28 protein-coding genes are annotated in these 26702 nt (G+C 52.4%); 15 read left to right on the top strand and 13 right to left on the bottom strand.

The features are described from left to right. Positions 1-5: 5 nt before the first annotated feature. Positions 6-1373 carry an insulinase family protein gene (locus HS105_08410; protein MBE7516611.1) on the top strand — a complete coding sequence of 456 codons (1368 nt, stop codon included), beginning with the start codon at positions 6-8 and terminating at the stop codon, positions 1371-1373. Between the two features lie 127 nt (positions 1374-1500). Here the strand turns inward: HS105_08410 and HS105_08405 are convergent, their stop codons facing one another. Then, complete coding sequence (locus tag HS105_08405) at positions 1501-2190, bottom strand: hypothetical protein (protein MBE7516610.1); 690 nt, start codon at positions 2188-2190, stop codon at positions 1501-1503. A gap of 315 nt (positions 2191-2505) precedes the next feature. Here HS105_08405 and HS105_08400 point away from each other — a divergent pair, with 315 nt between their 5' ends. Then, a complete protein-coding gene (locus HS105_08400; GenBank protein MBE7516609.1) occupies positions 2506-2940 on the top strand; it encodes a helix-turn-helix transcriptional regulator in 435 nt (144 codons plus the stop codon). Continuing rightward, complete coding sequence (locus tag HS105_08395) at positions 2940-3299, top strand: hypothetical protein (GenBank protein MBE7516608.1); 360 nt, start codon at positions 2940-2942, stop codon at positions 3297-3299. The genes HS105_08400 and HS105_08395 overlap by 1 nt, the downstream gene beginning before the upstream one ends. Positions 3300-3377: 78 nt before the next feature. On the opposite strand, the gene aroF is transcribed toward HS105_08395, so the two are convergent. The 12 genes from aroF to argS all read right to left on the bottom strand — a co-directional run bounded on the left by aroF (position 3378) and on the right by argS (position 15574). Then, entirely contained in the window at positions 3378-4409 is a 1032-nt protein-coding gene (aroF, locus tag HS105_08390; GenBank protein MBE7516607.1) for a 3-deoxy-7-phosphoheptulonate synthase, read from the bottom strand. Positions 4410-4451: 42 nt separating this feature from the next. Beyond that, complete coding sequence (locus HS105_08385; protein MBE7516606.1) at positions 4452-5255, bottom strand: tryptophan synthase subunit alpha; 804 nt, start codon at positions 5253-5255, stop codon at positions 4452-4454. Next, entirely contained in the window at positions 5248-6453 is a 1206-nt protein-coding gene (trpB, locus tag HS105_08380) for a tryptophan synthase subunit beta (protein MBE7516605.1), read from the bottom strand. The genes HS105_08385 and trpB overlap by 8 nt, the downstream gene beginning before the upstream one ends. A gap of 19 nt (positions 6454-6472) precedes the next feature. Further along, entirely contained in the window at positions 6473-7117 is a 645-nt protein-coding gene (locus HS105_08375; GenBank protein ID MBE7516604.1) for a phosphoribosylanthranilate isomerase, read from the bottom strand. Beyond that, complete coding sequence (locus tag HS105_08370) at positions 7110-7559, bottom strand: DUF2127 domain-containing protein (GenBank protein ID MBE7516603.1); 450 nt, start codon at positions 7557-7559, stop codon at positions 7110-7112. The genes HS105_08375 and HS105_08370 overlap by 8 nt, the downstream gene beginning before the upstream one ends. A 46-nt stretch (positions 7560-7605) precedes the next feature. Next, positions 7606-8400 (bottom strand): indole-3-glycerol phosphate synthase TrpC, encoded by a 795-nt coding sequence (gene trpC / locus HS105_08365; protein ID MBE7516602.1) that lies wholly within the window; start codon positions 8398-8400, stop codon positions 7606-7608. Then, the gene (trpD, locus tag HS105_08360) at positions 8397-9407 is read right to left on the bottom strand and encodes an anthranilate phosphoribosyltransferase (GenBank protein MBE7516601.1); all 1011 of its coding nucleotides are present in this window, start codon (positions 9405-9407) and stop codon (positions 8397-8399) included. The genes trpC and trpD overlap by 4 nt, the downstream gene beginning before the upstream one ends. Then, positions 9404-10786, bottom strand: a complete 1383-nt coding sequence (locus HS105_08355; GenBank protein ID MBE7516600.1) for an anthranilate synthase component I family protein — start codon at positions 10784-10786, stop codon at positions 9404-9406. The genes trpD and HS105_08355 overlap by 4 nt, the downstream gene beginning before the upstream one ends. Before the next feature lie 200 nt (positions 10787-10986). Continuing rightward, positions 10987-11922 (bottom strand): hypothetical protein, encoded by a 936-nt coding sequence (locus HS105_08350; protein ID MBE7516599.1) that lies wholly within the window; start codon positions 11920-11922, stop codon positions 10987-10989. A 13-nt stretch (positions 11923-11935) separates the two neighbouring features. Beyond that, on the bottom strand, positions 11936-13111 hold the full coding sequence (locus tag HS105_08345; GenBank protein ID MBE7516598.1) for a cupin: 1176 nt from the start codon (positions 13109-13111) through the stop codon (positions 11936-11938). Between the two features lie 46 nt (positions 13112-13157). Continuing rightward, a complete protein-coding gene (locus tag HS105_08340; protein MBE7516597.1) occupies positions 13158-13460 on the bottom strand; it encodes a hypothetical protein in 303 nt (100 codons plus the stop codon). A 107-nt stretch (positions 13461-13567) separates the two neighbouring features. Continuing rightward, a complete protein-coding gene (gene argS, locus HS105_08335) occupies positions 13568-15574 on the bottom strand; it encodes an arginine--tRNA ligase (protein MBE7516596.1) in 2007 nt (668 codons plus the stop codon). A gap of 76 nt (positions 15575-15650) precedes the next feature. Between argS and folE the strand changes: the two genes are divergently transcribed. The 12 genes from folE (at position 15651) to HS105_08275 (ending at position 26688) form a co-directional block, all read left to right on the top strand. Beyond that, positions 15651-16232 carry a GTP cyclohydrolase I FolE gene (gene folE / locus HS105_08330; GenBank protein ID MBE7516595.1) on the top strand — a complete coding sequence of 194 codons (582 nt, stop codon included), beginning with the start codon at positions 15651-15653 and terminating at the stop codon, positions 16230-16232. A gap of 21 nt (positions 16233-16253) precedes the next feature. Beyond that, positions 16254-17912, top strand: a complete 1659-nt coding sequence (locus tag HS105_08325; GenBank protein MBE7516594.1) for a M28 family peptidase — start codon at positions 16254-16256, stop codon at positions 17910-17912. A gap of 65 nt (positions 17913-17977) precedes the next feature. Next, the gene (locus tag HS105_08320; protein ID MBE7516593.1) at positions 17978-18244 is read left to right on the top strand and encodes a type II toxin-antitoxin system prevent-host-death family antitoxin; all 267 of its coding nucleotides are present in this window, start codon (positions 17978-17980) and stop codon (positions 18242-18244) included. Further along, positions 18241-18645 (top strand): type II toxin-antitoxin system VapC family toxin, encoded by a 405-nt coding sequence (locus tag HS105_08315; GenBank protein ID MBE7516592.1) that lies wholly within the window; start codon positions 18241-18243, stop codon positions 18643-18645. The genes HS105_08320 and HS105_08315 overlap by 4 nt, the downstream gene beginning before the upstream one ends. Next, a complete protein-coding gene (gene metG / locus HS105_08310) occupies positions 18645-20705 on the top strand; it encodes a methionine--tRNA ligase (GenBank protein ID MBE7516591.1) in 2061 nt (686 codons plus the stop codon). Before HS105_08315 ends, metG begins: the two co-directional genes overlap by 1 nt. Beyond that, a complete protein-coding gene (locus tag HS105_08305) occupies positions 20706-20987 on the top strand; it encodes a BrnT family toxin (GenBank protein MBE7516590.1) in 282 nt (93 codons plus the stop codon). Beyond that, a complete protein-coding gene (locus tag HS105_08300; protein ID MBE7516589.1) occupies positions 20980-21180 on the top strand; it encodes a hypothetical protein in 201 nt (66 codons plus the stop codon). The genes HS105_08305 and HS105_08300 overlap by 8 nt, the downstream gene beginning before the upstream one ends. Positions 21181-21406: 226 nt before the next feature. Continuing rightward, positions 21407-23221, top strand: coding sequence for a hypothetical protein (locus HS105_08295; protein MBE7516588.1), 1815 nt, complete (start codon positions 21407-21409; stop codon positions 23219-23221). Positions 23222-23557: 336 nt separating this feature from the next. Further along, the gene (locus tag HS105_08290; protein ID MBE7516587.1) at positions 23558-24433 is read left to right on the top strand and encodes a TatD family hydrolase; all 876 of its coding nucleotides are present in this window, start codon (positions 23558-23560) and stop codon (positions 24431-24433) included. 70 nt (positions 24434-24503) lie between these two features. After that, the gene (locus HS105_08285; protein MBE7516586.1) at positions 24504-25001 is read left to right on the top strand and encodes a YajQ family cyclic di-GMP-binding protein; all 498 of its coding nucleotides are present in this window, start codon (positions 24504-24506) and stop codon (positions 24999-25001) included. Position 25002: 1 nt separating this feature from the next. Continuing rightward, entirely contained in the window at positions 25003-26019 is a 1017-nt protein-coding gene (locus tag HS105_08280; protein MBE7516585.1) for a polyprenyl synthetase family protein, read from the top strand. A 60-nt stretch (positions 26020-26079) separates the two neighbouring features. Next, positions 26080-26688 carry a hypothetical protein gene (locus tag HS105_08275; GenBank protein ID MBE7516584.1) on the top strand — a complete coding sequence of 203 codons (609 nt, stop codon included), beginning with the start codon at positions 26080-26082 and terminating at the stop codon, positions 26686-26688. Positions 26689-26702 lie beyond the last annotated feature (14 nt).

Raw genomic sequence — 26702 nt, 5'->3', positions numbered from 1 at the left:
TTTATATGACTATTGATGAGAAACGCTTCGCGCCCGCGCCGCTTGCCGCCGCGCCGTTCGATGTGCCGAAAGCTTCGCAGACAACGCTCGATAACGGCCTGCGTGTCGTCGTTTTTGAGAATAAACGCCTTCCGCTCGTAAATTATCGTCTCGGTTTTTCGTTCGGTGATGTCAATGATCCGGCGGATTCCCGCGGTATGACGTCGGCAATGGCTTCTATGCTCACCGAGGGCACCGAAAATTACAACAGTGCACAGTTCGCCGATAAAGTTGAACGCCTTGGCGCATCGCTTCACGCCGCTGCATCGGGTGATTTTTTCACTGTCGCAGCGTCGGCCCTTTCGTTGTACAGTTCATCCATCCTTGAACTGCTCGCAGAGGTCATTCAACAGGCGACATTTCCTGAAGCAGAACTCGACCTTTACAGAAGGAACACCGTTGAGCACTTGCGCTTTCAGCGTTCGCAGCCGCCGTTCCTCGCATCAGAGCAAGCTGCACGGCTGATCTATGGTGAACATCCGTATTCGCAGATCGCGCCAAGCCCTGCCGATGTTGAAAAACTCGATCGCGATGCAATGGCTGAGTTTCGCCGCAAAATGCTCGTGCCGAATAACGCGATCCTTATCGCGGTCGGCGATGTCGAACGCGATCAGTTCATCGCCGAGGTCAATGAGCGTTTCTGCAACTGGCGGCAAGGAAGCGCACCGGGCGATATCTTCAGCGCGCCGCCGGCACGCTCGAAACGCACTCTCACCATCGTTGACAGGCCCGGCTCAACGCAGTCGAATATCGTCATTGCCAACACTGCGATCGAACGCTGCAGCCCTGATTACTTTGCGGTGCTCGTTATGAATCAAGTGCTGGGAGCCGGCGCCTCGTCACGCGTTTTTATGAATCTGCGTGAGGAAAAAGGCTATACATACGGAGCCTATACACGGGTCGAAGCACGCAAATTGACCGGCGGCTTCGAGGGAACCGCCGAAGTGCGAAGCTCTGTTACGGGCGATTCGCTGAGGGAATTCTTCTATGAATTCGAGCGCATAAGGGAAACGAAAGCGTCTGCCGACGAGATCGCCGATGCCAAGAACTTCCTCACCGGTGTCTTCCCGATACGTGTCGAAACGCAGGAAGGATTGACCAATCTGCTGGTCAATCAGTTCCTTTACGGCCTGCCCGATGACTATCTGCAAACTTATCGAGCGAATGTCGAGGCCGTTACCGATGATCAGATACTCGATGCCGCCCGCAAATACGTCCGGCCTGACGAAGCTGCCATCGTTATCGTCGGTGATGCGAGCCAAATGATCAGTCAGGTCGAGAGCTACGCCGATGAGATCGAAGTGTTCGACACTAACGGCGCGAAGAAAAACTGATAGCTGAAACGTCTTTATTCTGAAAGGTTTCGGGCTGTGAGCGGGAGCGTTTCGCCTTTGTACGGGGAAAGGCTGAAGGGCGTTGCACAGCTCGAAACCTTGCGAAGTGCTTTCACATCGAAAGCACTTAACTTGCACGGCGAACAGGAGCCGATCGCACTATCACCTGCAGATGATCGATCATCGAGGACGCCGAACGCTTTGAAAGTTCCTTGATCGAACAGCCGAATTTCTCCCTGCACACGGCCTCCACATCGACGTCATGCTCGCGTCCTGTAGCGTGGATCATCCCAAGTTGTTTCGCCGAGATCATATCACCGAACGTGGACGCTCGCGGATCGCTGCTCTTTTGCTCCGGAACGGCCGCAACGGCGGCATTGTCATCCAGCTCGTCAAATTCCTTCTTATAAAGCTCGCGTGCAATACCGAATTTGACCGCCGCACGCTTCAAAGCGTCGTGTTCGGCCTTCTTGATACCTGTTTCGCTGGCAGTCTTGCCGGTGCCGACACCTTCACGCGTAATACCGTCGATCGTGATCGCTACCGTAACGGTGATGATGTCGCCGATAGCCCGAATGTCCTTCACACTGTGGCTCCAATCAGACGCGTATTCATCGAGGATGTCAGCGACCGTGTGCCATTCGACGTATTCGACCATATGCACGTTACCGTTGCGGTCACGCCTGCCGGTGCGCTGGCGGACAAGATGCGGATCGACCGTCTCTCGGAGCCGTTCCAATTTTGTTGAGAAGGTAAGCACGTTGTTCTGCTGAGCGCCGTTGTCATTCGTTGCGATGTCGTTCGATGTCTCTTTCATTTCCTTATCTCCAAATGTGTATTTGAAAAGGCAGGCCGCCGACCGTTTAAGAAAGGTTCCTGTATGCCTTTCGACCGGCGAACTGTCCTTAGCCTGTACGCCGCGGGACAGGTCACGCGACTCAGTGTTCTGCTTTCAAACGCTGCGGCTGCCGAAGGTTTCGGCGTTGCAGCTATGAAACACTGTATCACGAGAATTTGTTTGTTGCAAGTATGAAATTTAGTGTTGCATTCAAAAAATTACTGTGCTATGTTTTATCTGTGAAATGCGGAGTGCATCTGTGGCACTCGGATCACAGGAGGACCAAAGGAGAATATGGCATTTAAGAATGAGAGCCTTTTGAGCACGCTGGAGCTCGGGAAAGCGATCAAGCGGCATCGCGAAACTCATAAGCTCAGCCTTCGTGACGCTGCCGACCAAACAGGCGTTTCTGCATCGACGCTGTCCCGTATCGAAAATGGTACCGGGCGTCCCGATGCCGATAATATTGCGCGTCTTTCGCAGTGGCTGAATATGCCGGTCGATCGGATAATGAAGCCGGTGTCGGAAAGCGGCGTCGAACCCGTTGTGTATTATCCGCACGAAGCCACGCCTGAGATCGTTGAGGCACATTTGAGGGCTGATCCTAAGCTCTCAGCCGAAACGGCAGAGGCCCTTGCAGAGTTATTCCGCGTTGCATACCAGCAGTTCAGCAGATCGGATAATTCGACGCCAATGAAGGATCGAGAACATAGACTTAAGGTAAAGTAATGGATCACGAGAGCACCAACACATATCCGGGCGGTACCACCGTCGATACGACGATCGTTCTTTTTCTGCTGGCAGCCGAGATCGGCGTTTCGGCCGTGAGTGTTTCGATCGAGATGCTTTTGCTTACGGTGACGACACTGATGGTGATGGTGCTGCCGTTCTTTCTGCACGCATGGGAACCCGGCAGATTCCTGAGGTGGCTTGGCGTGAGAAGCTTGGTTCTTCTGGCGGGCGTCGCGGCGGGATATTCGCTTCAGGGGCCGCTCGAGTATCTGCCGATGACGCTTCTGATCCCCGCCGCGATGGTCAGCTGCTACCTTCAGTTTTATTTCATACTTCGGCCGCATCCGGCGAAATAGGCAAAAGGCGCCGGGAGCTGCCAAAAAGATCCGTACATTCCTTGATCAGGAGTGTACGGACTTTTCATTTGTTCTCGATCACGCCGCTGCCACGGTCGGCACCGGTTCGGCCAACAGTTCGTTGATCGCAGTTACCTGTTGGTAAAGGTCAATGTATTGTTCGATCGTCAATGCCTGTGCGCCATCGCAAAGTGCTTCTTCAGGACGAGGATGCACCTCGATGATAAGGCCGTCTGCACCGACCGCAATGCCCGCACGCGCGAGCGGAGCAACCATATAGTTGTGGCCTGTCCCATGCGACGGATCGACAATTATCGGCAGATGCGTGAGCTTATGCACGGCCGGCACGACCGACAGGTCGATCGTGTTACGTGCGTGATCGGCAAAAGTACGAATGCCGCGTTCGCACAGGATCACGTTGTAATTGCCCTCGGCCATAATGTATTCAGCGGCGAGCAGCAGTTCGTCGAGAGTGGCCGAAAGCCCGCGTTTCAGCAGGATCGGCTTTTTCGCACGTCCCGCGTACTTTAGCAGCGAGAAATTCTGCATATTCCTCGCGCCGATCTGTATGCAGTCGCCGTACTCTTCCACCGCGTCAATTCCTCGTTCGTCCATCGCCTCGGTAACAATATTGAGGCCGTACTGCTCGCGTACCTCGGCAAGCATTTTCAGTCCGTCAACACCGAGGCCTTGGAAGGCGTAGGGCGAGGTACGCGGCTTGAAAGCTCCGCCGCGAAAGAACTTTGCACCGCTTGCGGCAACCGCTTCCGCGGCCGTAAAAAGACGCTCACGATCCTCAACGGCACAGGGCCCGGCTATGATAGCAAGCTCAGGCCCGCCAATGGATGAATTGCCGACCTTTACGACAGAGCGTTCGGGCCGCAGTTCCTTCGATATTAGCTTGTATGGCTTTGTTACACGGATCGCCTCGGCGACACCCGGAAGATTCTCAAAATGGACAGGATCGATGGAGCCGCGATTACCGGTAACGCCGACAGCGGTACGGTTCTCGCCCGGCATCGCATGCGCGCGAAAGCCGAGTGCTTCGACCGTATCAAGGACTTTTTGGAGGTCGCCCGTCGTCGCGTCCGGCCTCATTACTATAAGCATAGTTCTATAAGCTCAACAATATCTAAAATTACAACTCTATGTTCACAAGGTTCGTTTTGCAACCGCAGGAAGAATGCCGCGAACGAACTCTGCAACGTTCTCGACAGCATTGTCCGGCTCTGAGCTTTCGATGACACTGACGATAGCCGAGCCGACGACTGCGGCATCAGCATATTCCCAAACCCGCTTTATCTGATCGGAAGTTGAAAGCCCGAAACCCACAGCAATAGGAAGTACCGTATGCGGCCGGATCCTTTCTACAAGCCTTTGAGCCTGCTCAGCGGCATTGTCGCCGACGCCGGTCACGCCGGCACGCGAGACTGCGTAAATAAATCCTCTTGCCGTCGAACAGATGTCGGCAATGCGCGCTTCGTTAGTCGTCGGAGCGATAAGCGAAATGAGGTCAATGCCGGACGTTAGAAGCATTTCCGAGATCGTAAGTGCTTCTGCGTCAACAACATCGGTCAAGAGTAGTGCGTCAATTCCCGAATCGGCGGCTGCCTGAACGAAATTCTCAATACCGAATTTGAAGACCGGATTGAAATAACTGAACAGTACGAGCGGCACGTCGGTCCGGCGTTTGACCTCGGATGAGAGCTTCAATACGTCACGAAGCGATGTTCCGTTAGCAAGTGCCCGCGCCGAAGAACGCTGAATGGTCGGCCCGTCGGCGATCGGATCGCTGAAAGGAACGCCCAACTCGATCACGTCGGCACCGCTTTCTGCCAAAGTTACACAAATATCGGTCGAAGTGCGCAGATCGGGGTCGCCCGCCGTGACAAACGGGATAAATCCCTTGCGCCCCACGTCCCGCAGTGCATTGAATCTTTGCAAGAGCTTAGTCATCCTCAGTCCCGTTGCCAAAAGCTTCGCGCACAGTGTTCATATCTTTATCGCCGCGGCCTGACAGATTCACTATCATTATCCGGTCCCGATCCAGGGACGGCGCGGCCCGAACCGCGTAGGCGACGGCGTGTGAGGACTCAAGAGCCGGAATGATGCCTTCGGTCTTGCACAACAGATCGAATGCCGCGAGGGCATCAGTATCCGACACTGAAACGTACTCTATTCGCCCGGTGTCATGCAGAAATGCGTGCTCCGGCCCGATCGATGCATAATCAAGTCCTGCAGAGATCGAATGCGTTGCAGCAACCTGCCCATTGTCGTCCTGAAGGAGATAACTTTTTGTACCATGGAGAATACCGACGCCCGTGTCTGAGAGGAATCGTGCAGCATGATCGCCAAGGCCTTTACCGCGGCCGCCTGCCTCAACGCCTACCATTCGCACGTCTGTATCGCTGAGGAACCGATGGAAAAGCCCGATCGCATTCGATCCGCCGCCGACGCAGGCTGCCAACAGGTCGGGCAGCCGCCCTTCGTGTTCAAGTATCTGCTCGCGGGCTTCGCGTCCGATGACGCTCTGGAATTCACGCACCATTAGCGGATACGGATGCGGCCCCAGAGCGGAGCCAAGAAGGTAGTAGCTCGAACTGATGTTCGAGACCCAGTCTCGTAATGCCTCATTTATCGCATCTTTGAGAGTGCACGAACCTAAAGCAACACCTTTAACATCGGCACCTAACAGCTTCATACGAAAGACATTAGCTTCCTGCCGCCGCATATCTTCTGTGCCCATGTAGATCACGCATTCAAGGCCGAACAAGGCACACACGGTAGCCGTTGCCACGCCGTGCTGCCCGGCACCCGTTTCCGCAATAATGCGGCGTTTGCCCATTCGTCTTGCGAGCAGGATCTGACCGATGCAATTGTTTATCTTATGAGCGCCCGTATGGTTCAGATCCTCGCGTTTGAGATATATTCGCGCGCCGCCGAGCTTCTCAGTAAGCCGGTTTGCAAAATATAGCGGTGAAGGCCGGCCGACATAATTCAGAAGGAGATCTCTAAATTCAGCCTGAAATTGAGCATCATCGCGGTGTGCAAAGAATGCTTCCGTCAATTCATCGATCGGCGCGACAAGCGTCTCCGGCACAAAGCGCCCTCCGTATTCGCCCCAAAAACCATTTTCATTCGGCTCGTAGTTCATCTTTGAATACCCACTCTGCTTAGACTCGGCCAACCTTTCTGACCGCGGTGATGAACGCCTCGATCTTTTTCCGGTCTTTCTTGCCGGGAGAAATCTCAACACCGCTGGCAACATCGACCGCGAACGGGCGAACGTCTCGAATGGCCTCCGCCGCATTTTCCGGTGTAAGGCCGCCTGCAAGGTATATCGTGTAACCCTTGGCAACGAGTTCAACCGCGGTCGTTCGATCGACGGCCCGGCCGGTGCCTCCGTATTCGATCGGCGAGAAGCCGTCGAGTAGGAATGCGGTGCAATCGAAACGACCAAGGAACGCTTCATTCATTTGATCCGGTTTGCGGATCGCCTTTATAACACCGGCGTTGCACATCTTCGAGACAGAGGCCGCTTGGGGCGGCTGCTCGTCGCCGTGCAGCTGAATGAGGTCAAGGCCGACCTCATCGGCGATGCGTCGGATCTCATCCGGTTCTTCATTTACAAAGACGCCTGCAAAACGCACGTTCTCGGCAAGCGGGCGAATCTTCTGAACGATCTGCTTTGCGATCTCCGGTTCGAGATACCTCGGGCTTACACTGTAAAAATTCAGGCCGAGTACGTCCGCACCGCAACCGGCCGCGAAGATGGCGTCATCAACGTTCGTGATCCCGCAGATCTTGATCTTAGTCAACGGCCGCCTCCTTCTTTTCATCCCGAAGCCGCGTTATCAGATACCAAACGACAAAGATATTTATCGAAAGTATCGCTATGCGGGTCATAGTAAAGTGTTCGTACAACTCATAGAATTCTACAGGAATGAACAAAGCGGTCGCTGATGCCGTCAGGTATTCTGCCCAACGCTTTTGCAGCCACAGGCCGACGCCTTCGAGATAGAGCAGGCCGGCGTAGCAGAACGCCGCGGCGCTCAATTCGTATATCTCGGTATTGCCTACACCTATGAGCCGTGCGAGAACGGCCTGAACATAGCGGTTCGCTTGATCGATACCGTGGCGGACGGCAAACTCGACAGCCCATCTATGTACATCACGACCGAGGAGCGACAGAAGCTTGAATGTGAGAATGACGGCGACGGTTGCGCGCAGGACCTTTTCGACGGCGATCAGGTGGATCATCCACGTGCGTTCACACGGCGTCTGTTTTCGGTACCGAAGATGAGGTTTATGCACCAAATTCCTCCAATTTGCCGGCCGGATCGCCGCTTTTCATCAGTGCTTCGCCGATCAGAAATGCGTCATAGCCGAGACCGTGAAGCTCGTCGATCTCGTGCCGCATGGAAATACCGCTTTCGGCGACGAAGATCACGCCATCGGGTTTCATCACGCCGAGTCTGCGAGCGACATCAAGAGAAACGTCAAGCGACTTCAGGTTGCGATTATTCACGCCGATGATCATCGAATCCGCGTCAACAGCGCGTTCGAGTTCATATTCATCATGTATCTCTACGAGAGCATCGAGGCCGAACTCGTTCTCGGCAAATTGGCGCAGCCGCAGCAATTCTCTGTCGTCAAGTGCTGCTGCGATAAGGAGTACAGCATCGGCACCTGCGGCCGCGGCTTCGAGTATCTGAAACTCGTCCACGATAAAGTCCTTGCGAAGGATCGGTACGCGGATAGCCGTTCGCGCCTTTACGATGTCGTCGATCGAGCCGCCGAAGTGCTGCGGTTCGGTCAGCACTGAAACAGCCGCTGCTCCGCCGCGTTCATAACTTAAGGCCCTCGCGGCAACGTCGATCGAGGCGTTTATCACTCCTTTTGAGGGTGACGCGCGTTTGATCTCAGCGATTATATTGGTCCGACCTTTGCCGGCCAATGCGGTGCGAAATCGGTGGCTCTTTCGATCTAATGCCGCGTGCTGAGCCTTTCGGCGAAGTTTTTCCGAATAATGACCGCTTTTGACCCGAGCGACCTTTGCCCTCGTCTCGTCGATGACCTTATTGAGGAAGGTTGAATTCATTTGCTGCTCCTCAGCGCGTCCAATTTTCGCAGTGCGGCTTTTGAACGTATGCTTTCTTCGGCACGCTGCATAGAGTCGGAAAGAGCCTCGCCTGTAACCAAAGAGATCGCGGCCGCCGCGTTTATCATGACAAGTTTCTCAGCGGCTGCGTTTGCGGTGCGGGAGTTCAAGATCTCCTCAATTAGTGCGGCGCTTTGTGCAGGGTCATACCGTAAGCCGTTGCCCGCAATGGCTTCTTTACCGTATTCGCGGGCATCCACCGTTGTTTTTGAAATGCCTTTGTTGTGGATCTGCATAACGTCCGTTTTTACATCAAGTCCTATTTCATCAAGCGTGTCGGCATTGTTGATGATCCACGAACGCTTAGTTCCGAGCCGTGCCAAGGCTTTCGCCATCGGTGTCAAAAGGCGAGAATTCCATACACCGATAAGCTGGTGTTCAGCAAAGGCAGGATTTGCCAAAGGGCCGATGCAGTTGAAGATGGTCGGCTTGCCCACTTGTTTTCTGGCCTCTGCCAACGCCGGCGACAGCGAATGATGACGCGGAGCGAACATAAAGCAGATACCATGCATCTTTAGATGTTCTTCTGCTTTGGCAGGTTCAATATCAACTTCGACACCCAAATGCGTCAACACGTCAGCACTTCCGGAACTGCTTGTGGCCGCCCGATTGCCGTGCTTTGCAACCGGCAGTCCCGCTCCTGCAGCGACCAAAGCGGCGGCCGTCGATACGTTGAAGGTCTTTGCCGAACTGCCGCCGGTCCCGACGATATCGACGCACGCAAGCCCATTCGTGTCAATTCTTTTTACGCGGTCGCGAAGTATTCGCGCAAAACGAAAGATCTCGTCCTCCGTCGCCCCTTTTGCCGCCCACGCCGTTAAAAGTGCGGCCGTGCGGGAAATCTCGGTCTCGTTTATCAAGGCGTCGAAGAGCGTCTCCGCATCATACGGCGAGACATCACGGCCGGCTCGGAATTCATTTGTGTAATGACGTATGGCCTCGTTCATTGCCGGCCCTCCGCAATGTCTATTGCCCGTAAGATGCCTTTTGCCTTATTGACTGTTTCTTCGTATTCCGACGACGGGACTGAATCCGCGACGATCCCGGCTCCGGCCTGGATGCGTGCTACGCCATTCTGCAGCACTACAGTGCGTATGGCGATGCAAGCATCAAGATTTCCCGAATGGTCGAAGTATCCGACCGTGCCTGCATAGACGCCGCGCCGATCAGGCTCAAGCTCACGAATTATCTCGATCGAACGTACCTTCGGAGCTCCGGAGACGGTTCCGGCCGGAAAGCAGGCTGCAAGTGCATCGAAACGGTCGAGGCCGTTACGGAGCGTTGCCGAAACCGAACTTACCAAATGCTGAACGTGCGAATATTTTTCTACATGCATTAGAGAATCGACGGAGACCGAGCCGTACTCAGAGACGCGGCCCAGATCGTTGCGACCGAGATCGACAAGCATCATGTGCTCTGAGACCTCTTTCGGGTCCTTCCGCATTTCTTCGGCAAGGCGTGCGTCCTCATCGGCAGAAGCACCGCGGCGGCGAGTGCCGGCGATGGGCCGATATTCTATCTTTCGACCGGTAACTCGTAGAAGCATTTCGGGCGAGGCTCCGATGATCTGCTTATCGCCGAGATCGAGAAGGAACATATACGGCGATGGGTTTATTGAACGTAATGCGCGATAAATACTGACCGCATCAGCGGTCGTTGGGCGTGTAAAGCACTGCGAAAGAACGACTTGATAACATTCGCCCGCAAGGATCATTTCTTTTACCGCTTCAACGGCCGCCTCAAGGTCATGACGTGCCCAATTCGATGTTATCCGCGGGACATCATCGGCTGCCGCTGCGTTGGGTGCGAGCGCGGCGGCCGAAAGGCCGGCCGAGAGCAGTGCCTCGCGTACTTTTGAATTTCTTTGTTCTGCGGCATCGATATCACCTTCTTCGGCAAGCGAGATGATCTTGATCAACTGTCTTGCGTGGTCGAACGCCACAACCGTCCGATAGAACATGAACGCACATTCACCGTCAGTTTCGGCGGGCTTAATTCCTTGATCGAACCACTCGCAGGCGTCAAATCCGAGATAGCCGATAGCCCCGCCGATGAATGAAGGAAGATCGGCAGCGGCTTCGACGAAGTATTCTTCTACTTGAGCCCGCACTTGCTCGAACGCTTCCTTGCCGCCTGCGGCCACACTCTCGGGTTCAGAGCCAATGAATGAATAACGAGCGAGCGCTTTACCGCCTTCAACGGATTCGAGCAAGAAGGAACGTTCGCTCTTAGCTGAGAGTATCAGATACACGGCAAGCGGTGTCAGGAGGTCGGCCGCCATTGTGTCCACGGCTGTTACAAGTTTTTTTCGGCCGGTTGGTGTCATCGATCAATATCCAAAAAAACAAAAACGCCGCTGAAAAGATAAATCTCAGGCGGCGTCATTACGAAAATACTTTTGTATTCCTATGCTAGTTTCCGTCCGGACGCGCGAGTATCCGCCACCACCATGTGAGCAGACCCGCGTTGCTGAATCGGACGTTCGTTCCCATTGCTGTCAATTAAACCGAAAAACCAAGCCGCAAGTCAATCGTCCAAAGACGCTTTTTCTTCAAGTTCGCGATACTCGATCAAATGATACTCGACCGGCGATCGCTCCTCGGATGCATGACACGTCAAAAATGCCTTCCGATCCGAACGGCGAACTTCAAATGTCACAATGTAGCGGCGTCGCATATCTGCGGACGAGAATTGTACCGTCCAGAGCGCCTTTTCGCGATCTGCCTTTGCGGAACGGCGGAGCAGGGCATCGGAAGCACGTATGCCGCTCTCGCGCCGGATGAAATACTCGCCGACCTGACTGTAGCGGCCATAGCATGTGCGGCCGCGATAATTTTCAAGGAAAATGTCGCCGCGCTGCTCAGCCGCAATTATAAAGAGGGCGGCCGCATCGTCAACATGGCCGTAATAAACGCCTGTGGGAAAGCTGATCACGTTGCTTGCAAAGCGGTCTCCGCCAATGTGCGACGTTTGCCAGACACTTCCGGGGTCAGCATCGTGCATAAGCTTGTAGGTCGCAAAGCCATACTTTGCACAGCACTTATCATGCTTTCCGTGCGTGCATACGAGAAACAGCGGCGAGCGGAATTCCTCATATTCGATCTCGATCTTATCGTTCAGCAAGCCGTCGGAACTTAAGGTGAGAAGTTCTCGGTGATCATTGACCAGCAGGCTTGCGATACGCTGTTCTTTCTCCTTCGTAAAGGCAACGAAGATATGATACGGCGGGTCCGTTCTGGGATCGCGTTTTATGAGGAGAACGCGGATCCTTTTCGACGCTTTGGCGAGCGAATTCAGATGCGCTTTGACCTCGCTCGGTAATGAACTTCCTTTAACGGCATCACGTTCCCACGCTTCCGGACACTCGACGAGCAGCCAAATATCGGCGGTTACACCGGTGCCGAAACAAGCTTCTTCGGCAAGGCGGGACGTAAGGGAACAGAAGTATGGCGAGGCTGTCATCGTTTGCTTGACGCTATTTTGCCGGCGGTAGGGCCGTGATGATGCCGTCGGTGAGGAGCTTTTTCAGTAATGATGAAACGCCGGTCGCATCAATAGTGCCGGCCGCTGCCTCGACGAGGTCTGCCATTGACGTGGGTTTTCGATGGTCCAGCGTTTCGAGCACAGCACGAGCCTCAACGGGGAAGCGAAATTCTTTCTTGTTCGCTTTTATCATCAGTGAATTGCCGTTCGTTGCGACCTTTAGTTTCCTTGGCGTTGCGAGTATGAATGACCGATCGAGCAGGTTGTCAATGTAATTTTTTGACGCTATGTCCGGCAAATTCAGTCTAATACGCGGCGAAGCGTTACCGTCGTGTTCGGTCCAGTACTCGGCGATAAGATCGTCCGTGAACCTTTGTTTCGCCGTGTCGAAAAGGTGTTCATAATGAGCCTTTCGATCCTCATCACTCTTGAATTTTGGCAGGTCTTTGCGAAATATCTCCTCATTTCTCAATTGGCGGGCGAACCAAGTGAACAGATCAACTCCCGTGCGGTTGGGTATCCCGAACGTCAGGTGCAATGACGGCTCGTCAAGAGGCGTCGCTACGTGCCAAAACCCGCGCGGCAGATAAAGCAGGTCGCCGTCGGAGATAGTTGCTTCCCATATCGGCTTCTCGGGCGGCGTTTTATCCTTGACGACATCATTTGCGAGAGGGTGCTTTCTGGTCTCGCCATATACGGCCCACGCCTTTCGTCCTGAAAGCTGCAAGATCAGAACATCGTGATCGTCCCAATGAACATTGAATCCCGGCGAAGTATGCCATCCGGCGTAGAGATTGACTTGAATGTGCTCTTTGAAGACAAGCTCAAGAGCGGCGGCCAGATCGGTGAGCGGATCATAGAGTTCATCGACCGCATCGACGACAAGCGTCGCGCCTTTCTGCAGCTGCGAGATCAATTCTGCGGGCATCATACGCGAAACGGTCGAACGTGATTTGCGGCCCGTATTGGTCTTAAGGTACTTCGATGACGGGACAAGTTCGCCGTTGCGAAAGACGCGCAGTCGCGGATGATGAAGCCGGTGCTGCCGCAGAACCGTATTCAACACCTCCCAGGGAAAGAGGCCTGAAAACTTTCCTTCGACGCCCGGCACGTATATGAAATTCTCACCAAAGAGATCAAAAAAATCCGATAAAGAAAATGGCTCCAACAACTCCTCGAGAGTAGTTGGAGCCGTTTGTCGTATTTCCTGCGGGCTAGTCTGTCCCGTCTGAATCATTGTCGTCGTCTCCATCGGTTCCGTCGCCGTCAGAGTCGTCCTCTCCGTCGGATCCGTCACCGTCCGTGCCGTCGCCGTCAGAGCCGTCGCCGTCCGTGCCGTCGCCGTCCGAGCCGTCGCCGTCAGCGTCGTCATCATCGCCGTCGGTTCCGTCGCTGTCTGACGCTTCGTCATCGTCACCGTCGCTTCCGTCACCATCGCCGCCAAAACTGAATTCGTTCTCCACGTCTTCCGAAGACCCAAATGTCTCTTCCGCTTCAAGCTCCAATACTTCGTCCATTGTTCAGCTCCTTTTTTATAATTCCGCAAAATCTATCCGGTTTCGGACAATGAGATTTTAGCACCGCGTGATCGGCAAGTACAAAGTTTGGAACCGCTTGCCGGATTTTACATCTTCTCCGGCACATCAATGCCCAACGTGTTGAGTGAGGCCGTTAATGAACGCCTCGCCGCGTCGGCAACAGCGATCAAGACCTCTCGCTTTGCGGCGTCAGGTTCCGAAACGATCTTATGATCGCGATAGAATGAATTGAACGCTTTGGCGAGATTGAAGGTATATTTTGCCAAGATCGCCGGTTCAGCCGCCTTTGCAGCCTGCCGAACTGTCTCATCAAGCCGACACGCCAGCACCAATAGCGCCCAAACATCAGTTTCCGGATCGCCGGACAGAACACCGTCCAATTGTTCGCGGCTGAGGCCGGTAAGCCCTTTATACCCGCCTTCTGCGGCAAGTTTGCGGAAGATAGAGTTCGCTCGGACCGCCGAATATTGGCAGAAAGCACCGGTCTCACCGTCAAATGAAAGGGCTTCGTCAAAGTCAAAGACGATGACGGTGTTTCGCGTGAACTTGAGCAGAAAGTAACGCAATGCGCCGACCGCGATCTGATGCGCGATATGCTCTTTCACAGCGAGAGAGTCTTCGGGATTCCGCAGATCTACCTCTTTGAGCGCGTTGGCTTCGAGCCGGTCGATCAGGTCGTCAGCTTTTACACCGAGTCCTTTGCGGCCGCTCATCTCGATAAATGTCCGCTTGCGGTCGTCGTCCGAAAGCTCAAACCCGAGCTGCTCCGCTGCAGCCGGCGAAAGAGCCACCATTTCGTATGCGAGATGTACGCTCGCCTTTTCGCCGCGTTCGGGCGAGATCGCCGCAACGCCCTTTTTTACGATCTCTTGCGGGTAAGATTGCCGCGTGTCTATGACGTTGTAGATCGATTCGCCGCCGCCGAAATCGGGCGGTGAGCCCGCATCTTTGTTGTTTGCCGGCGGTATGCTTGTCGTGATCCAAACCTCTTTGCCGTCTGCATAACGGAAAAATCGCCGGTAGTTGAAATCAAGGCCTAAAATGCCCAGCTTCCACATCTGATAGGCAATGTCCTTACCGGTGTAAGTAACTGTGCCGTTTGACCTTACAAGGATCTTGTCTGTTTCGTGCTCATCCGTTCCGGCGTGCTCTTCAAAAGGCATCACCCAACAGCCTTTCTGCTTGCCGTCCTCTACAAAATAGATCACGCCGAGCTGCTTCATCTGTTCAAAAGCTTTATCCCAGAAGTGCAGGTGCAGGATCTCGCTCTCGCGCGGCAGCAGGTCATATCGTATCGAGAGGCGTTCCATTGTGTCGAGAATGCACTCAACATTGCGCGTTGCCACATAGTCGGCAAGATCGGCGGTCGCATTGCCCCCTTCTTCGATCAGGTGAAGTACCTCGGCCCGCTTTGCCTTCAATTCTTCGTCCTCAAGATAGGCTTGACCGACCTTCGCATAAAGATCCCAGCAGTAGTAGTCGAATGACTTTCCGGCGGCCTTTAGTTCAGCATCGAGCGCCTTTATTGCATCGAGGTCGCGATCCTCGATGTACATAAAACCGACCACTACATCTGCGACCTGCACGCCCGTGTTATCAATATAGTTTTGCACTTCAACCTGCTTTCCCGTCGCGGTTAGAATGCGTCGGAAGGTGTCGCCGAGTACTGAATTTCGTACGTGCCCGATGTGAGCAGCCTTATTCGGGTTGACCGACGTATGCTCGATACAGACCTTTGCCGAGTTCCTGCCGATATCTGCCAATGGTGCAGCATCGGCATTTTCGGTAAGGAAAGACGCACGGTCGAAGAAAACGTTCAAATAGCCCGGACCGGCGATCTCTGTATGGCCGATCATAGAGAGGCCGTCGATCGCGGCCTTCAGCGTTTCGGCGATTGCTCGCGGATTTTGCTTTTCGCCGGTCTGCTGCTTGACGATCTTTGCTATCTCGAATGCCGCGGGGAATGCTGCATCGCCAAGGCTCGCATTCGGCGGCGTTTCAACAGCCACGGTTGCGAGATCGATATTGAACGCCTCCCACGCAGCGGCCTTCACGGTCTTTTGAAGTATCTCTTGTATCTCTGTGATGGTCATTGTCAAAAAAAGCCTAGTAAAATGAACGCTAATTATAGCGATTTGCCGTCAAAACCGCTAAACTCAACTATTCGATATGGCAAGAAAGAATGTTAAGAAGGTTGATCTAAAGAAGATCGCAGACGGTGTTCGGTTGATGCTTGAAGGCATCGGTGAAGACCCTGACCGAGACGGTTTGAAGCGGACGCCGGAACGAGTCGCAGAGTTTTATGCCGAATTGACGGAAGGCATGTGGGTCGATCCGAGCGAATTCATCGTGCCGTTGCCGGGCGATTCGCACGACGAAATGGTGCTCGTGAAGGATATCTCGATCTCGTCGATCTGCGAGCATCACCTTGCCCCGTTCACGGGGAAGTGCCACATCGCGTACATTCCGAAGGACGGCCGTATTGTTGGGCTTTCAAAATTAGCTCGGATCGCCGAGGTCTTTGCCCGCCGACTGCAGGTACAGGAACGGCTTACCCAGCAGATCGCGAAAACACTTTTCGATGAACTCGCTCCTGTCGGCGTGATGGTCGTTATCGAGGCTGAACATACCTGTATGACGCTTCGCGGAGTTAAGAAGCCGGGATCCAAGACAATAACCTCAGCCGTTTTGGGCGGATTCCGAAAGGACCCGAGAACAAGAGCCGAAGCGATGGCGCTGATAAAGGGCTAACCTAGGCTGTAAGAATAAGTTATGTATAGATCATTCAAGTGGTTTATCACTGTCTTTTTGCTTGTTGTCAGCGTCGCTGCTCAGGACCTGACATCTAAGTTTGATAGTTCGAGAATGAGAGAGAGGGTAAAGACCCTTTCTTCCGACGAATTTCAGGGGCGCGGACCGGGAACCGAGGGCGGTGACCGCGCTGCCAAATTCATCGAGCAGAACCTTAGGGCGACAGGTGTAAAAGCTGCAAATAAAGGCAGTTACTTTCAAGAGGTTGGGTTGATCGGTCTGAAAGCCGATCCGGATACTCGACTTTTGGTTAAAGGATCTGCGGGCGGCGAAGAGTCAGAATTCAAGTTCGGTGATGATCTTGTTGCATCGACCGAGGCCCAGATAGGCGAAGTTTCCGTGAACGCGGAAATCGTATTCATGGGTTACGGTATCGACGCTCCGTTATACAAATGGCACGACTACAAAGGTGCGGTCGATCAGTATAAGGGCAAGATCTTGGTGATATTGGTCAACGATCCGCCGGCGACGGCAGATGAGCCTGACCTTTTCGGAGGTAAAGCCCTAACTTATTTTGGCCGCTGGACTTACAAGCTTGAGGAAGCCGCACGGCATGGTGCTGCCGGCGTCCTCCTTGTGCATACGAACAGTTCCGCAGGCTACGGCTGGAATGTTGTACGCGCTTCGAACGGCGGTTGGCGATACGAGATACTTCGGGAGCCGGATGACAGGAAGCCATTCTTGAAAATGCGTGCGTGGATCAGCGAGGCTGCCGCGACGCGGCTTCTGTCGTCAGCAGGGCTCGATCTAAAAGAGCTACAAAATCAAGCAAAGCACCGCGATTTCAGACCGGTCGAGACAGGGCTGACGGCGTCTATCGACATCAAGAGCGAGGTCAAACGGATCAGTTCACCGAATGTTGTGGGCATTGTCGAAGGAAGTGACCGGACACTGAAACGCGAGTTCGTTATCTTCTCGGGGCACTACGATCACCTTGGTATCGGCGAACCGGACAGCGCGGGCGATAGGATCTATAACGGAGCGTATGACAATGCATCCGGCGTCGCGGCCATGCTCGGCATCGCGGAGGTTTTGGCGAAGACGCCTGTCAAACAGCGGCCGAAGAGGTCTTTTCTCTTTTTATTCACGACCGCCGAGGAGCAAGGGCTTCTCGGAGCGGAGTATTATGTTTCTCATCCGCTGGTTCCGTTGATTAAAACCGCAGCAAATATCAATCTGGATGGCGTGAATTTCTTCGGTAAGGTTCGCGACTTCATACCTCTCGGAGCCGACCGATCGTCGATCATCGCGCAGATCAACGATGCGGCAAGAGAACGAGGCCTTGAGCTTCAAGCAGATCCAAGCCCGGAGCAGGGGCTGTTCTTCCGCTCGGATCATTTTCCTTTTGCGAAGGTCGGAGTTCCTGCGGTCAACTTCGAACACGGTTCTGGATTTATTGAAAAGCCGACCGCCGAAGCGGAGGCTTTCGGACGCGATTATGTGGCGAAGCACTATCATCAGCCGTCGGATGAATATTTCGAGTGGTGGGACACTTCGGCGATGATACAAGAAGCCGAATTCGCTTTGGCATTCGGCATCAAGATCGCGAACGCACCTAAAATGCCGCGTTATAATGCCGCTGACGAGTTTTCAACTGCGGATAAGCTGCGATTCAGATGACTTAGCTAATGTCATTGACCTAATTAGCTAAGAATATGACAATATGCTGTGGACGCGGTAAAGATATGACAACTGTCAACATACATGAAGCGAAATCGCAGCTAAGTAAGTTGATCGAACTTGCCTTGAGCGGCCAGGAAGTTGTCATTGCCAAGGCCGGCAAACCAAAGGTACGCTTGATCCCGGTTGAGAGTGAAGAAAAAAGCCGGTTCGGAATGGACAAAGGGAAGATATGGATGGCAGATGATTTCAATGAACTGCCGGAAGATATCCTTGAACTCATGAGCGACCCGAAAATATTTCCTGATGAGACTCGGTGCAAAGGCGAATGAAATATTTGGTTGATACGCAGGTATTTCTATGGTTTCTCTCGGGCCGGAGCAGCATTTCGTCGAACGCGAGGGCATTTTTAGAGGACACTGATTCAAAGCATCTTTATTTATCGGATGCTTCTGCATGGGAAGCGGCGATCAAATACGGTTTGGGAAAGCTGAAGCTTCCGGAGATCCCTGAGATCTTTTTTGCCGACCGAGTCCGGCAATCCGGATATCGGCATCTTCGCATTGACCTGTGTCATGTTACAAGGGTTCATTCACTTCCTCAGAAACATCAAGACCCTTTCGATCGCCTTCTGATAACGCAAGCAATGGTTGAGGATATGACGATCATTTCGGACGATAGGGTCTTCAGCGAGTACGACGTCAAAAGTTTAACCTTAAAAGATATTTCTTAATGCCGGAAACGTTTTACATTACAACTCCGATCTATTACGCGAACAGCCTGCCGCACCTTGGTCATCTTTATACGACAATGGTTGCCGACACGATCCGCCGTTACAAGCGGCAACGCGGGTTCGATACATTCTTTCTCACAGGCACCGACGAACACGGCATCAATATACAGCGTGCCGCCGAAACACATCAACGCTCGCCGAAGGAACAGGTCGATCTGATCTCAAGTGAGCTCAAGCGAATGTTCGCGGACTTTGGGCTTGATGGCGTGCACGGCGGCTATGACATTTTCATGCGAACCTCTGAGCCGTTCCATTATCAAGGCTCGCAGCACTTTTGGCGTGAGATCGCTAAGAATAAGACGCCCAAGGGCAACGACACTATCTACAAAGGTTTTTATGAAGGATGGTTCTGCGCTCCGTGTGCCGAGTTCAAGACCGAGGATGGGATGTTCACACCCGACGGCTCTGACGTTCCTTTCTGCCTGATCCATGAACGTACGTTGGAAAAGGTTGCCGAAGAGAGCTATTTCTTCAGGCTTTCCGACTACGAAGAGTTCCTGAGCGAGCTGATCGGCCGCAAACCGGAACTGGTACGGCCCGAGGCCCGCAGGAATGAGGTGCTTGCTTTCATTGGCCAAGGCCTTCAGGATCTTTCGATAAGCCGACAGAAGAGATCGGTCGCTTGGGGCATTCCGGTTCCGGATGATGACGAACATGTAATGTATGTTTGGCTCGACGCTCTGTCGAATTATATCACCGCACTTGGGTACGGCAATGCTAATGCCGTTCCTGACGCAATGGAGAAGTATTGGACGAACGTCTCGCACATTGTCGGAAAGGATATTTTGCGGTTCCATACGGTTTATTGGTTCTCGTTCCTCAATGCCGCCGGCCTTGCGATACCGCAGACGGTCTTTGCGCACGGAATGTGGCTCGACGCGCGGGGACGGAAGATGGGTAAGACCTTGGGCAATGTTATCGAGGTCGATGTGCTGCACAAATACTTTCAGGTGGATGCGGTTCGATACTTTGCTCTTCGTGAGATGGTCTTCGGGCAGGATGGCAAGTTCGGATACGAGAATTTGATCGACCGTGCGAACGCCGACCTTGCGAGCGGCATCGGCAATCTCGTGAGCCGCACGTTGTCGATGATCGTAAAGTATTGCGGCGGAATGATACCGGACGGCACGATCTCGGCGAATGGGAGAGAGGCGGCCAAAGACGCAGGAATCGATATTGATGACAGTAAACTGCAGTCGCTGCTTAGCGATGCACGCGATGAATATCTGAAGCGGTTCGATAGCTTTGACCTCAGCCGGGCACTCGAAACTGTTTGGTCCGTCATCGCACACGTCGATAAGATGATCTCGGACGCTAAACCTTGGAATTTGGCAAAAGATGATGTGCAGGCCGAATTGCTGAACGCCGTCCTCTATCGCTCGGCGGAGGCCATTCGCTGGCTGGCCGTGCTGATTCATCCTGTGATGCCGGATTCGTCGCGTAAGATTTATGAACAGCTTGGGCTTGCCGATGACGTCTCAAAGATCGATCCTGCGGGACTTAAATGGGGCGGCCTCCTTAAGGATACTGCGGTCGGAGAAGTTGCGGGCATTTTCCCGAGGTTGGATAAAACAAAGATTATGAATGAGATCAAGTCAGAACCGCCTGCGTCAGTGGGCGGCCAGTTAGTTGGCTCCGCACAGCCTGTCGAGATAATAGATAATTTCATCACCATCGATGATTTCCTGAAGGTTGAGTTGCGCGTCGGCGAGATAAAGGTCGCCGAACGTATCCCGAACGCGGACAAACTCCTGCGTTTTGAGATAGACCTCGGCGAAGAAAAGCCGCGGCAAATACTCGCGGGCCTCGCCGAATATTACGAACCCGAAAAACTCGTCGGCCGCAAGGTCGTCGTCGTCGCGAATCTAAAACCGCGTAAGATGCGCGGACTCGAATCCCAAGGAATGATCTGTGCCGCCTCGCTCGAAGACAACTCCGGCCCCAATCCGGCTCTCGCAACCTTCCTCGAAGACGTCGAGATCGGAGCGAGGTTGAAATAAATGGAATTTGATTGGGACGAAAACAAAGCGGCCGTCAATTTCAAAAAGCACGGTGTCACATTTGAAGAAGCAATGACCGTTTGGCAAGACTATTTTAATATTGAGCTCATCGATCATAAACACTCTCTTGAAGAAAAGCGGTTCTATATGATCGGTGAGTCGGAACAAAATCGTCTTCTTGTTATTTCATTCACAGAACGAGAAAACAAGGTTAGAATTATTAATGCAAGGCTTATGACGCCGAAGGAGCGACGTGAATATGAGCATGGAAACTATGATTGAAGATATTGAACCGGAAATTGATTTCACGGAATACAAAGTTCGACGAGTGGGAGAAGGGCGTAAACTGATGAATCAGATCAGGTTAGATGTGGACGTGGCTCGGATATTTCCGGATTCCGATGCTGTTAATGAAGCTCTTCGCACACTGATAAGAATTACGGAGCACCACAAATCCGAATTGGTCTCTAAATAAGATTAGGGGCAGGCCGAAGGTTCGATCAGAAGGAGTGACATTTTCGCGGTCAATGCGGAACCTGACAGGGACTTTTGGGAACTGAACGAAAACGGCGATCTGATGTTGTAGGATTTTCGAGTGTATTTTCGACCGGGATCGCTTGACTCTGCAATTTGTTGTTGTAAAATTCCGGGCAATGCGTGATTGCAAAATTTGAAAAATTTAGGCTTCTTTTTTACCCCCAATGAAAAGAAACATTTATCTTGCGATAGCCGGATGCTGCAGTCTGGCGTTAGCGATCTGTTCGTCTCTGTATTCCGCCTCCACGGCCGGTGCGGTTTCAGGCGTGAGCGGTTCAATGTTCGTGACCCGTTCCACCGAGCAGTTAACGACGGAAGGCGGAGCGACGTTCTATCTTACCAAAGTCGGCATTCACCTGAATGGCGGCAAAGCCATCGAATTTCCACGCGATTTCAAAATTCCCGTCGAACAAAGCGCCTATGGTGTTCCGTCCCATTATTCGGATGGACGGCATCAATATGTATTCATTTCCGAGGCTGAGGAAGGCGGCAAAAAGAACGGATGGATATATGAAGTTGACGAAAAGGAACATCTTCAGGCCTATTCGGTATATCAGCAAAAAGATCTCGGCTGGTATGCATTTTGGGGAAAGCCGGTCAACGGAAAGCCTGCACTCTATCATTTTAATCTTGATGATTTTTATATGACCCAAACGGCTTTCCGTGACGGAAAATGGGAAACCGACCGCATCTACGGCACCGTGCCGTCGGAGGCTCTTCAATTATATAAGTCTCAGGTCGAACAGGCCGACTATCCGAACCAGAAAGATCCGTTCAATTATGAATGGTCTGTGCAGCCCGACAGTTTTTACGAGTTTCTCAAAATGACACGCAGTTTTGAGGAAAGTGCCGGAAACGGCATTTCAGATACGGTCGGGCCAAAGCCCAGTCCGACGCCGTATAGCCCGAATATGCCTGGTAACTTTTCGAATCCATTTGTCCCTATCTACTGCAGGGGCGATGATCTAAGCCGAGCAAAAACAAAACCGACAATTCTCTACGAAGAGGTCGCCGGCACTCGCGTCGAGATACCTAATATGCCAGCTATTAAAACCCAGGATGAACTGGGCGAATGTCGAGCTTTTAGTATGGCGGCATTAATGCAATGGCATGTCTGTAATTATGATAAAAATGATATCCTTGATTGTAAAAATCCGCCAGCAAATTGGTCGATTTCTTATTTTGGTGCCATGATGTACACACACCAAGATCTAGATAAAGATAAAACATTTCAACCAGAGCAATCAAAATCGCGCAGTATGTATGATATTTTAAATGAAGTGAAGGATAATGCTGGAAAGTTTATTCTCGACTCCTGTAAACCATTTGATCGTTTAGTTAACAGTTTTCGCACCAGTGGAGCCGCTGGAGTTCAAAAAAAAGATCAATTTTTTACTTATTTAAAAAAGATGTATGAGTCTAATAAAGGGAAAACCGAGGCCGACATTTTAGATTGTCCAGAGTGTATTAATGAAATTAACTCCAAAGCCGGTGTGAACGCTGATATAGCTAGCCTTAAGAGGGCGCTGACTAAAGATTCCTATGATAAATTTTTATATGCTTTATTTTTTCAAGGATGTGATTTCCAGAGGTTTCCGGCATCTTATCAGACTATGGCGTATCCAATAGGTGGTGTTGATGTTGGCCCTCAGGATGTAAAGAAGAAAATTATCGATGTTTTAAAAAGTGGGAAGCCTGTATTGTATCCCAAAATTTGTTTTGATTTCAGAGCAGATAAAAGTTGTGAAACAGGGCACTCCGTTGTTGTCTCTGGGTACAAAAAAGTTTGCGAAACGAAAAATAAAAGCAGCTGTAAAGATGTCTTCAAAATTCATAATTCTTGGGGCGAGGAATGGCAAAAAATTAATAATGATGGATGGCTGGACGCAGATTTAATAGTAAATAGTAACTATAGGGATGAAGATAAAACAGGAAAAATGACTCGAATCGAATCTGGCAGTATTCTCTGGCTTGATTAGATTATTAATTTTTAAATTTACAAATTACATGGTCCGTAAAATGAATAAAGCCAAGATGAACTTACTCATCTTGGCTTTAGAGCTTTCGAACGCTCCTTCACGAGAGGAGAATCCGAATGACGAACATTTACCACGCCCGAAAGGGCTTGCTACTGTAAGCATCCCTTCCCCTCATTCTAAGACATTTTCTTGTCCCGTTTCATTAGACCCTTCCAATATGCCCTTCGGGAAAAACACCAAAACCGGCCGATCATCCGCAGGCGGCCAGTTCCGCAACCGATCAGAAAGCATCTGCCATAGGCCGCAAATAGCCGAGGCATCATTTATAATCATTGTGTGCAATTAGTCGATTCTCATTGTCATATTGACGGGCCGCAGTTCGATGAAGATCGGGATGCGGTCGTTGAGCGCGCGAAGGAAGCGGGCGTTGCGGCGATGCTGAATGTGGGGACGGGCGATCCGCACAGCGGTGAGATAGCTCGGGCGGTTGCCGTCGCGGAAAAATACGACAACGTGTTCGCGGCGGTCGGCGTTCATCCGCACGATGCAAAGCTGTACGATGACGACGCGGAAGCGCATTTGATCGAGCTGGCAAGGAGTTCCGAGAAGGTCATTGCGTGGGGCGAGATCGGGCTTGATTATTATTACGACCACAGTCCGCGGGACGTTCAGAGGGAAGTTTTTAGGCGGCAGATACGAAAGGCAATAGAACTCGGCTTGCCGGTGATAATTCACAGCCGCGATGCGGATGATGAAACTGTCGAGATATTGACGAACGAATTCGGGCGGAGCTGGGGCACTCCTGTCCCAATTTGTGCGAAGCACGAAAGCGATCTCGCCGGAGGAACCGGCGATGCGGACAAGAGTGTCCGCGTTCCGGGAGTTATGCATTGCTTTGGCGGCGACGCTCGAATGGCTAAAGTATTACTTGAAGTTGGGTTTTATATCTCCTTTGCTGGCAACATTACATTCAAGAAAGCTGATAAATTACGTGAAGCCGCACGTATCGTTCCTTTGGACAGACTACTGGTCGAAACCGACTGTCCCTATCTTACGCCCGTTCCGTTTCGGGGAAAACGAAATGAGCCCGCAATGGTCGTCCACACTGCGAAGTTCCTCGCTGATCTTTACGGCGTTTCGTTCGAAACCGTGGCGGAGCGGACGACGCAGAATTTTCTCGATCTTTTCGGAGTGAGTCCGGCCGCCAACTGACGATTCGCAGCCGAAAAAGTTCGCCCCGTGTAGTTCGTCTTATTCATGCATTCGTGGCAATATCATTGTTATGGCAAAAGAGAATTCATTTGATATTGTCTCCAAGACCGATTACGCAGAGGTAACCAACGCGATACATCAAACCGTGAAGGAGATATCGCAGCGATTCGACTTTAAGGGAAGCAAGGCTTCGGTCGAGCTGCAAAGCAAGGATCTGCTGCTCACGGCTGAGGACGAAACCCGACTGCGAAATATGAACGACATTCTGCAGACAAAGCTCGTGAAACGCGGCGTTTCGCTCAAGGCACTTGACTATCAAAAGGTTGAGTCGGCGGCCGGCGGAACAGTGCGGCAGCTCGTCAAGATCCAACAGGGAATTCCCACCGATAAAGCAAAAGAGGTAGTCAAATTTATCAAGGATGGTAAATTTAAGGTGCAGGCGTCGATACAAGGCGAGACCGTGCGTGTCAGCGGTAAAGATCGCGACACTCTTCAGCAGGTTATCAGCGCTCTAAAGGCGAAGGATTTCGGCATCGATATGACATTCGACAACTATCGTACGAACTAAAATGACCGACCGAACCGCAGCTATAAAACAAGAGGCGATGTCGCAGGCCGGCGGCATCCTCGGTCTTATTGAACGCGAAATGAGCCTCGTAGATGTCGAGTTCACACGGCAGGCGAGTTCGAACATCTCGATCGTAGAGCATCTTGGCGAATACATCCGCTCGTCGGGCGGCAAGCGTATCAGGCCGGCCTTGATGATCCTCAGCACTTATGCCGCAGGCGGTGAAGGCAGCCGCGAAGGCGTGATTCGCATGGCAACAGTGATGGAGATGCTACATACGGCGACGCTGGTTCATGACGACATTATTGATAATGCTGATACGCGTCGCGGCCGAGCCTCGGTCAATGCCCGCTTCGGAAATCAGTTAGCCGTTTTAATGGGCGACTGGCTCTATATGTCGGCATTTGAGACGAGTTTAGGCGAGCGTTCGCTCCGTATTCTCGACATCCTGACGCGGCTGACCCGCAAGATGACCGAAGGCGAACTGATACAGCTTACTGTCATTGGCAATGCGGATATCTCTGAGGACGCGTATTTTGATATCCTTCGGCGCAAAACGGCGTATCTTTTCTCGGGTTGCTGTGAGATCGGGGCAATAATGGCAGGTGCTTCGGACGAAACAGTCTCAGCAATGCGCGAGTTTGGAATGGATCTCGGCATTGCATTCCAGCTTGCCGACGACCTTCTTGATGTAACGAGCGAAGACGACACGATCGGCAAATCAGCGGGATCAGATCTGCTTGAAGGCAAGCTCACATTGCCGTTCATTCGTTTGATACAGAAGCAGCCCGCATCGCGTGCTGACCTTGATCGCGTGATGAATGACGGAAGTTACGAAAGCATCTCGCGCGGCGAACTTGTACGCCGGCTTTACAGCGGCGGCATTATTGAGCAGCTTCAGAGCGAGGCTGACTCTTATTTGGCCCGCGCAAGAAAAAGTCTTGAAGTTTTACCCGAAACAGAGTATCGTTCTGCATTAGAGGCGATCTTAGTATTCGTCGTTCAACGAAATTCGTAACGATCTTCATTCGGAAAAAACACCGTTCACACCGCTGAACTTCTTTCATTTCCTAACATTATGGTAGACGAAAATCTCATTGCAGCCCTTGAAAGCAGCCTTCAACAAACTCGGAATGCTCAAAGCCGGCTTACGAATAAGCTCCAGGAGATCCAGAGGGAAGTTCTGGAGGTTCGCGAGCAGATCGCGGCCCACGAGGAAGCTGCGACCAAGACCGAACAGGCGATCTTTGCACTGCTTGTGAGCAGCGGGTCTGCCGATGGTTCGCATCGTCCGACGCGGCTCTCGATCGATGATGAATATCAGATCGGAAATGTATCGGGACGCGCCGATCGAGATCGGGACAATATCGAGCCAAAGGGTAGTGTTGCTTATATGAATCAGCATCGCCGCCCGCCGCTTCGCCAAGTTGATTTTGAGCCCGTGAGCGAGCGTTTCAGCGACCGCACCATCACACAGGCGTGTACGCTCCTGCTGCGTGAGGCCGGCCGTGCAATGCATGTGAATGAACTCTATAACGCTTTGATCGCAGGCGGGATGAAATTCAAGGGAAACAATCCTACGATCTCAGTTGCGGTAACACTCAGCCGCAACACTCGCTTCAAAAAGGTCGGCCCCGGCAGGTTCGAGTTGGCAATGCGCGATGAGGCCGAACGTATGGTCTCATAACGCGGCCTGAAGGC

It is taken from the genome of Chloracidobacterium sp. (assembly GCA_015075585.1).
Taxonomy (GTDB): Bacteria; Acidobacteriota; Blastocatellia; order Pyrinomonadales; family Pyrinomonadaceae; genus OLB17.
Note: the sequence above shows the minus strand (reverse complement) of the source record. Positions and strands in the feature narration are given on the sequence as shown.

Coding starts and splice junctions, on each gene's coding strand:
- HS105_08410 (MBE7516611.1), top strand. CDS start 6: ATGACTATTGATGAGAAACGCTTCGCGCCCGCGCCGCTTGCCGCCGCG.
- HS105_08405 (MBE7516610.1), bottom strand. CDS start 2,190: ATGAAAGAGACATCGAACGACATCGCAACGAATGACAACGGCGCTCAG.
- HS105_08400 (MBE7516609.1), top strand. CDS start 2,506: ATGGCATTTAAGAATGAGAGCCTTTTGAGCACGCTGGAGCTCGGGAAA.
- HS105_08395 (MBE7516608.1), top strand. CDS start 2,940: ATGGATCACGAGAGCACCAACACATATCCGGGCGGTACCACCGTCGAT.
- aroF (MBE7516607.1), bottom strand. CDS start 4,409: ATGCTTATAGTAATGAGGCCGGACGCGACGACGGGCGACCTCCAAAAA.
- HS105_08385 (MBE7516606.1), bottom strand. CDS start 5,255: ATGACTAAGCTCTTGCAAAGATTCAATGCACTGCGGGACGTGGGGCGC.
- trpB (MBE7516605.1), bottom strand. CDS start 6,453: ATGAACTACGAGCCGAATGAAAATGGTTTTTGGGGCGAATACGGAGGG.
- HS105_08370 (MBE7516603.1), bottom strand. CDS start 7,559: ATGATCCACCTGATCGCCGTCGAAAAGGTCCTGCGCGCAACCGTCGCC.
- trpC (MBE7516602.1), bottom strand. CDS start 8,400: ATGAATTCAACCTTCCTCAATAAGGTCATCGACGAGACGAGGGCAAAG.
- trpD (MBE7516601.1), bottom strand. CDS start 9,407: ATGAACGAGGCCATACGTCATTACACAAATGAATTCCGAGCCGGCCGT.
- HS105_08355 (MBE7516600.1), bottom strand. CDS start 10,786: ATGACACCAACCGGCCGAAAAAAACTTGTAACAGCCGTGGACACAATG.
- HS105_08350 (MBE7516599.1), bottom strand. CDS start 11,922: ATGACAGCCTCGCCATACTTCTGTTCCCTTACGTCCCGCCTTGCCGAA.
- HS105_08340 (MBE7516597.1), bottom strand. CDS start 13,460: ATGGACGAAGTATTGGAGCTTGAAGCGGAAGAGACATTTGGGTCTTCG.
- argS (MBE7516596.1), bottom strand. CDS start 15,574: ATGACCATCACAGAGATACAAGAGATACTTCAAAAGACCGTGAAGGCC.
- folE (MBE7516595.1), top strand. CDS start 15,651: ATGGCAAGAAAGAATGTTAAGAAGGTTGATCTAAAGAAGATCGCAGAC.
- HS105_08325 (MBE7516594.1), top strand. CDS start 16,254: ATGTATAGATCATTCAAGTGGTTTATCACTGTCTTTTTGCTTGTTGTC.
- HS105_08320 (MBE7516593.1), top strand. CDS start 17,978: ATGACAACTGTCAACATACATGAAGCGAAATCGCAGCTAAGTAAGTTG.
- HS105_08315 (MBE7516592.1), top strand. CDS start 18,241: ATGAAATATTTGGTTGATACGCAGGTATTTCTATGGTTTCTCTCGGGC.
- metG (MBE7516591.1), top strand. CDS start 18,645: ATGCCGGAAACGTTTTACATTACAACTCCGATCTATTACGCGAACAGC.
- HS105_08305 (MBE7516590.1), top strand. CDS start 20,706: ATGGAATTTGATTGGGACGAAAACAAAGCGGCCGTCAATTTCAAAAAG.
- HS105_08300 (MBE7516589.1), top strand. CDS start 20,980: ATGATTGAAGATATTGAACCGGAAATTGATTTCACGGAATACAAAGTT.
- HS105_08295 (MBE7516588.1), top strand. CDS start 21,407: ATGAAAAGAAACATTTATCTTGCGATAGCCGGATGCTGCAGTCTGGCG.
- HS105_08285 (MBE7516586.1), top strand. CDS start 24,504: ATGGCAAAAGAGAATTCATTTGATATTGTCTCCAAGACCGATTACGCA.
- HS105_08280 (MBE7516585.1), top strand. CDS start 25,003: ATGACCGACCGAACCGCAGCTATAAAACAAGAGGCGATGTCGCAGGCC.
- HS105_08275 (MBE7516584.1), top strand. CDS start 26,080: ATGGTAGACGAAAATCTCATTGCAGCCCTTGAAAGCAGCCTTCAACAA.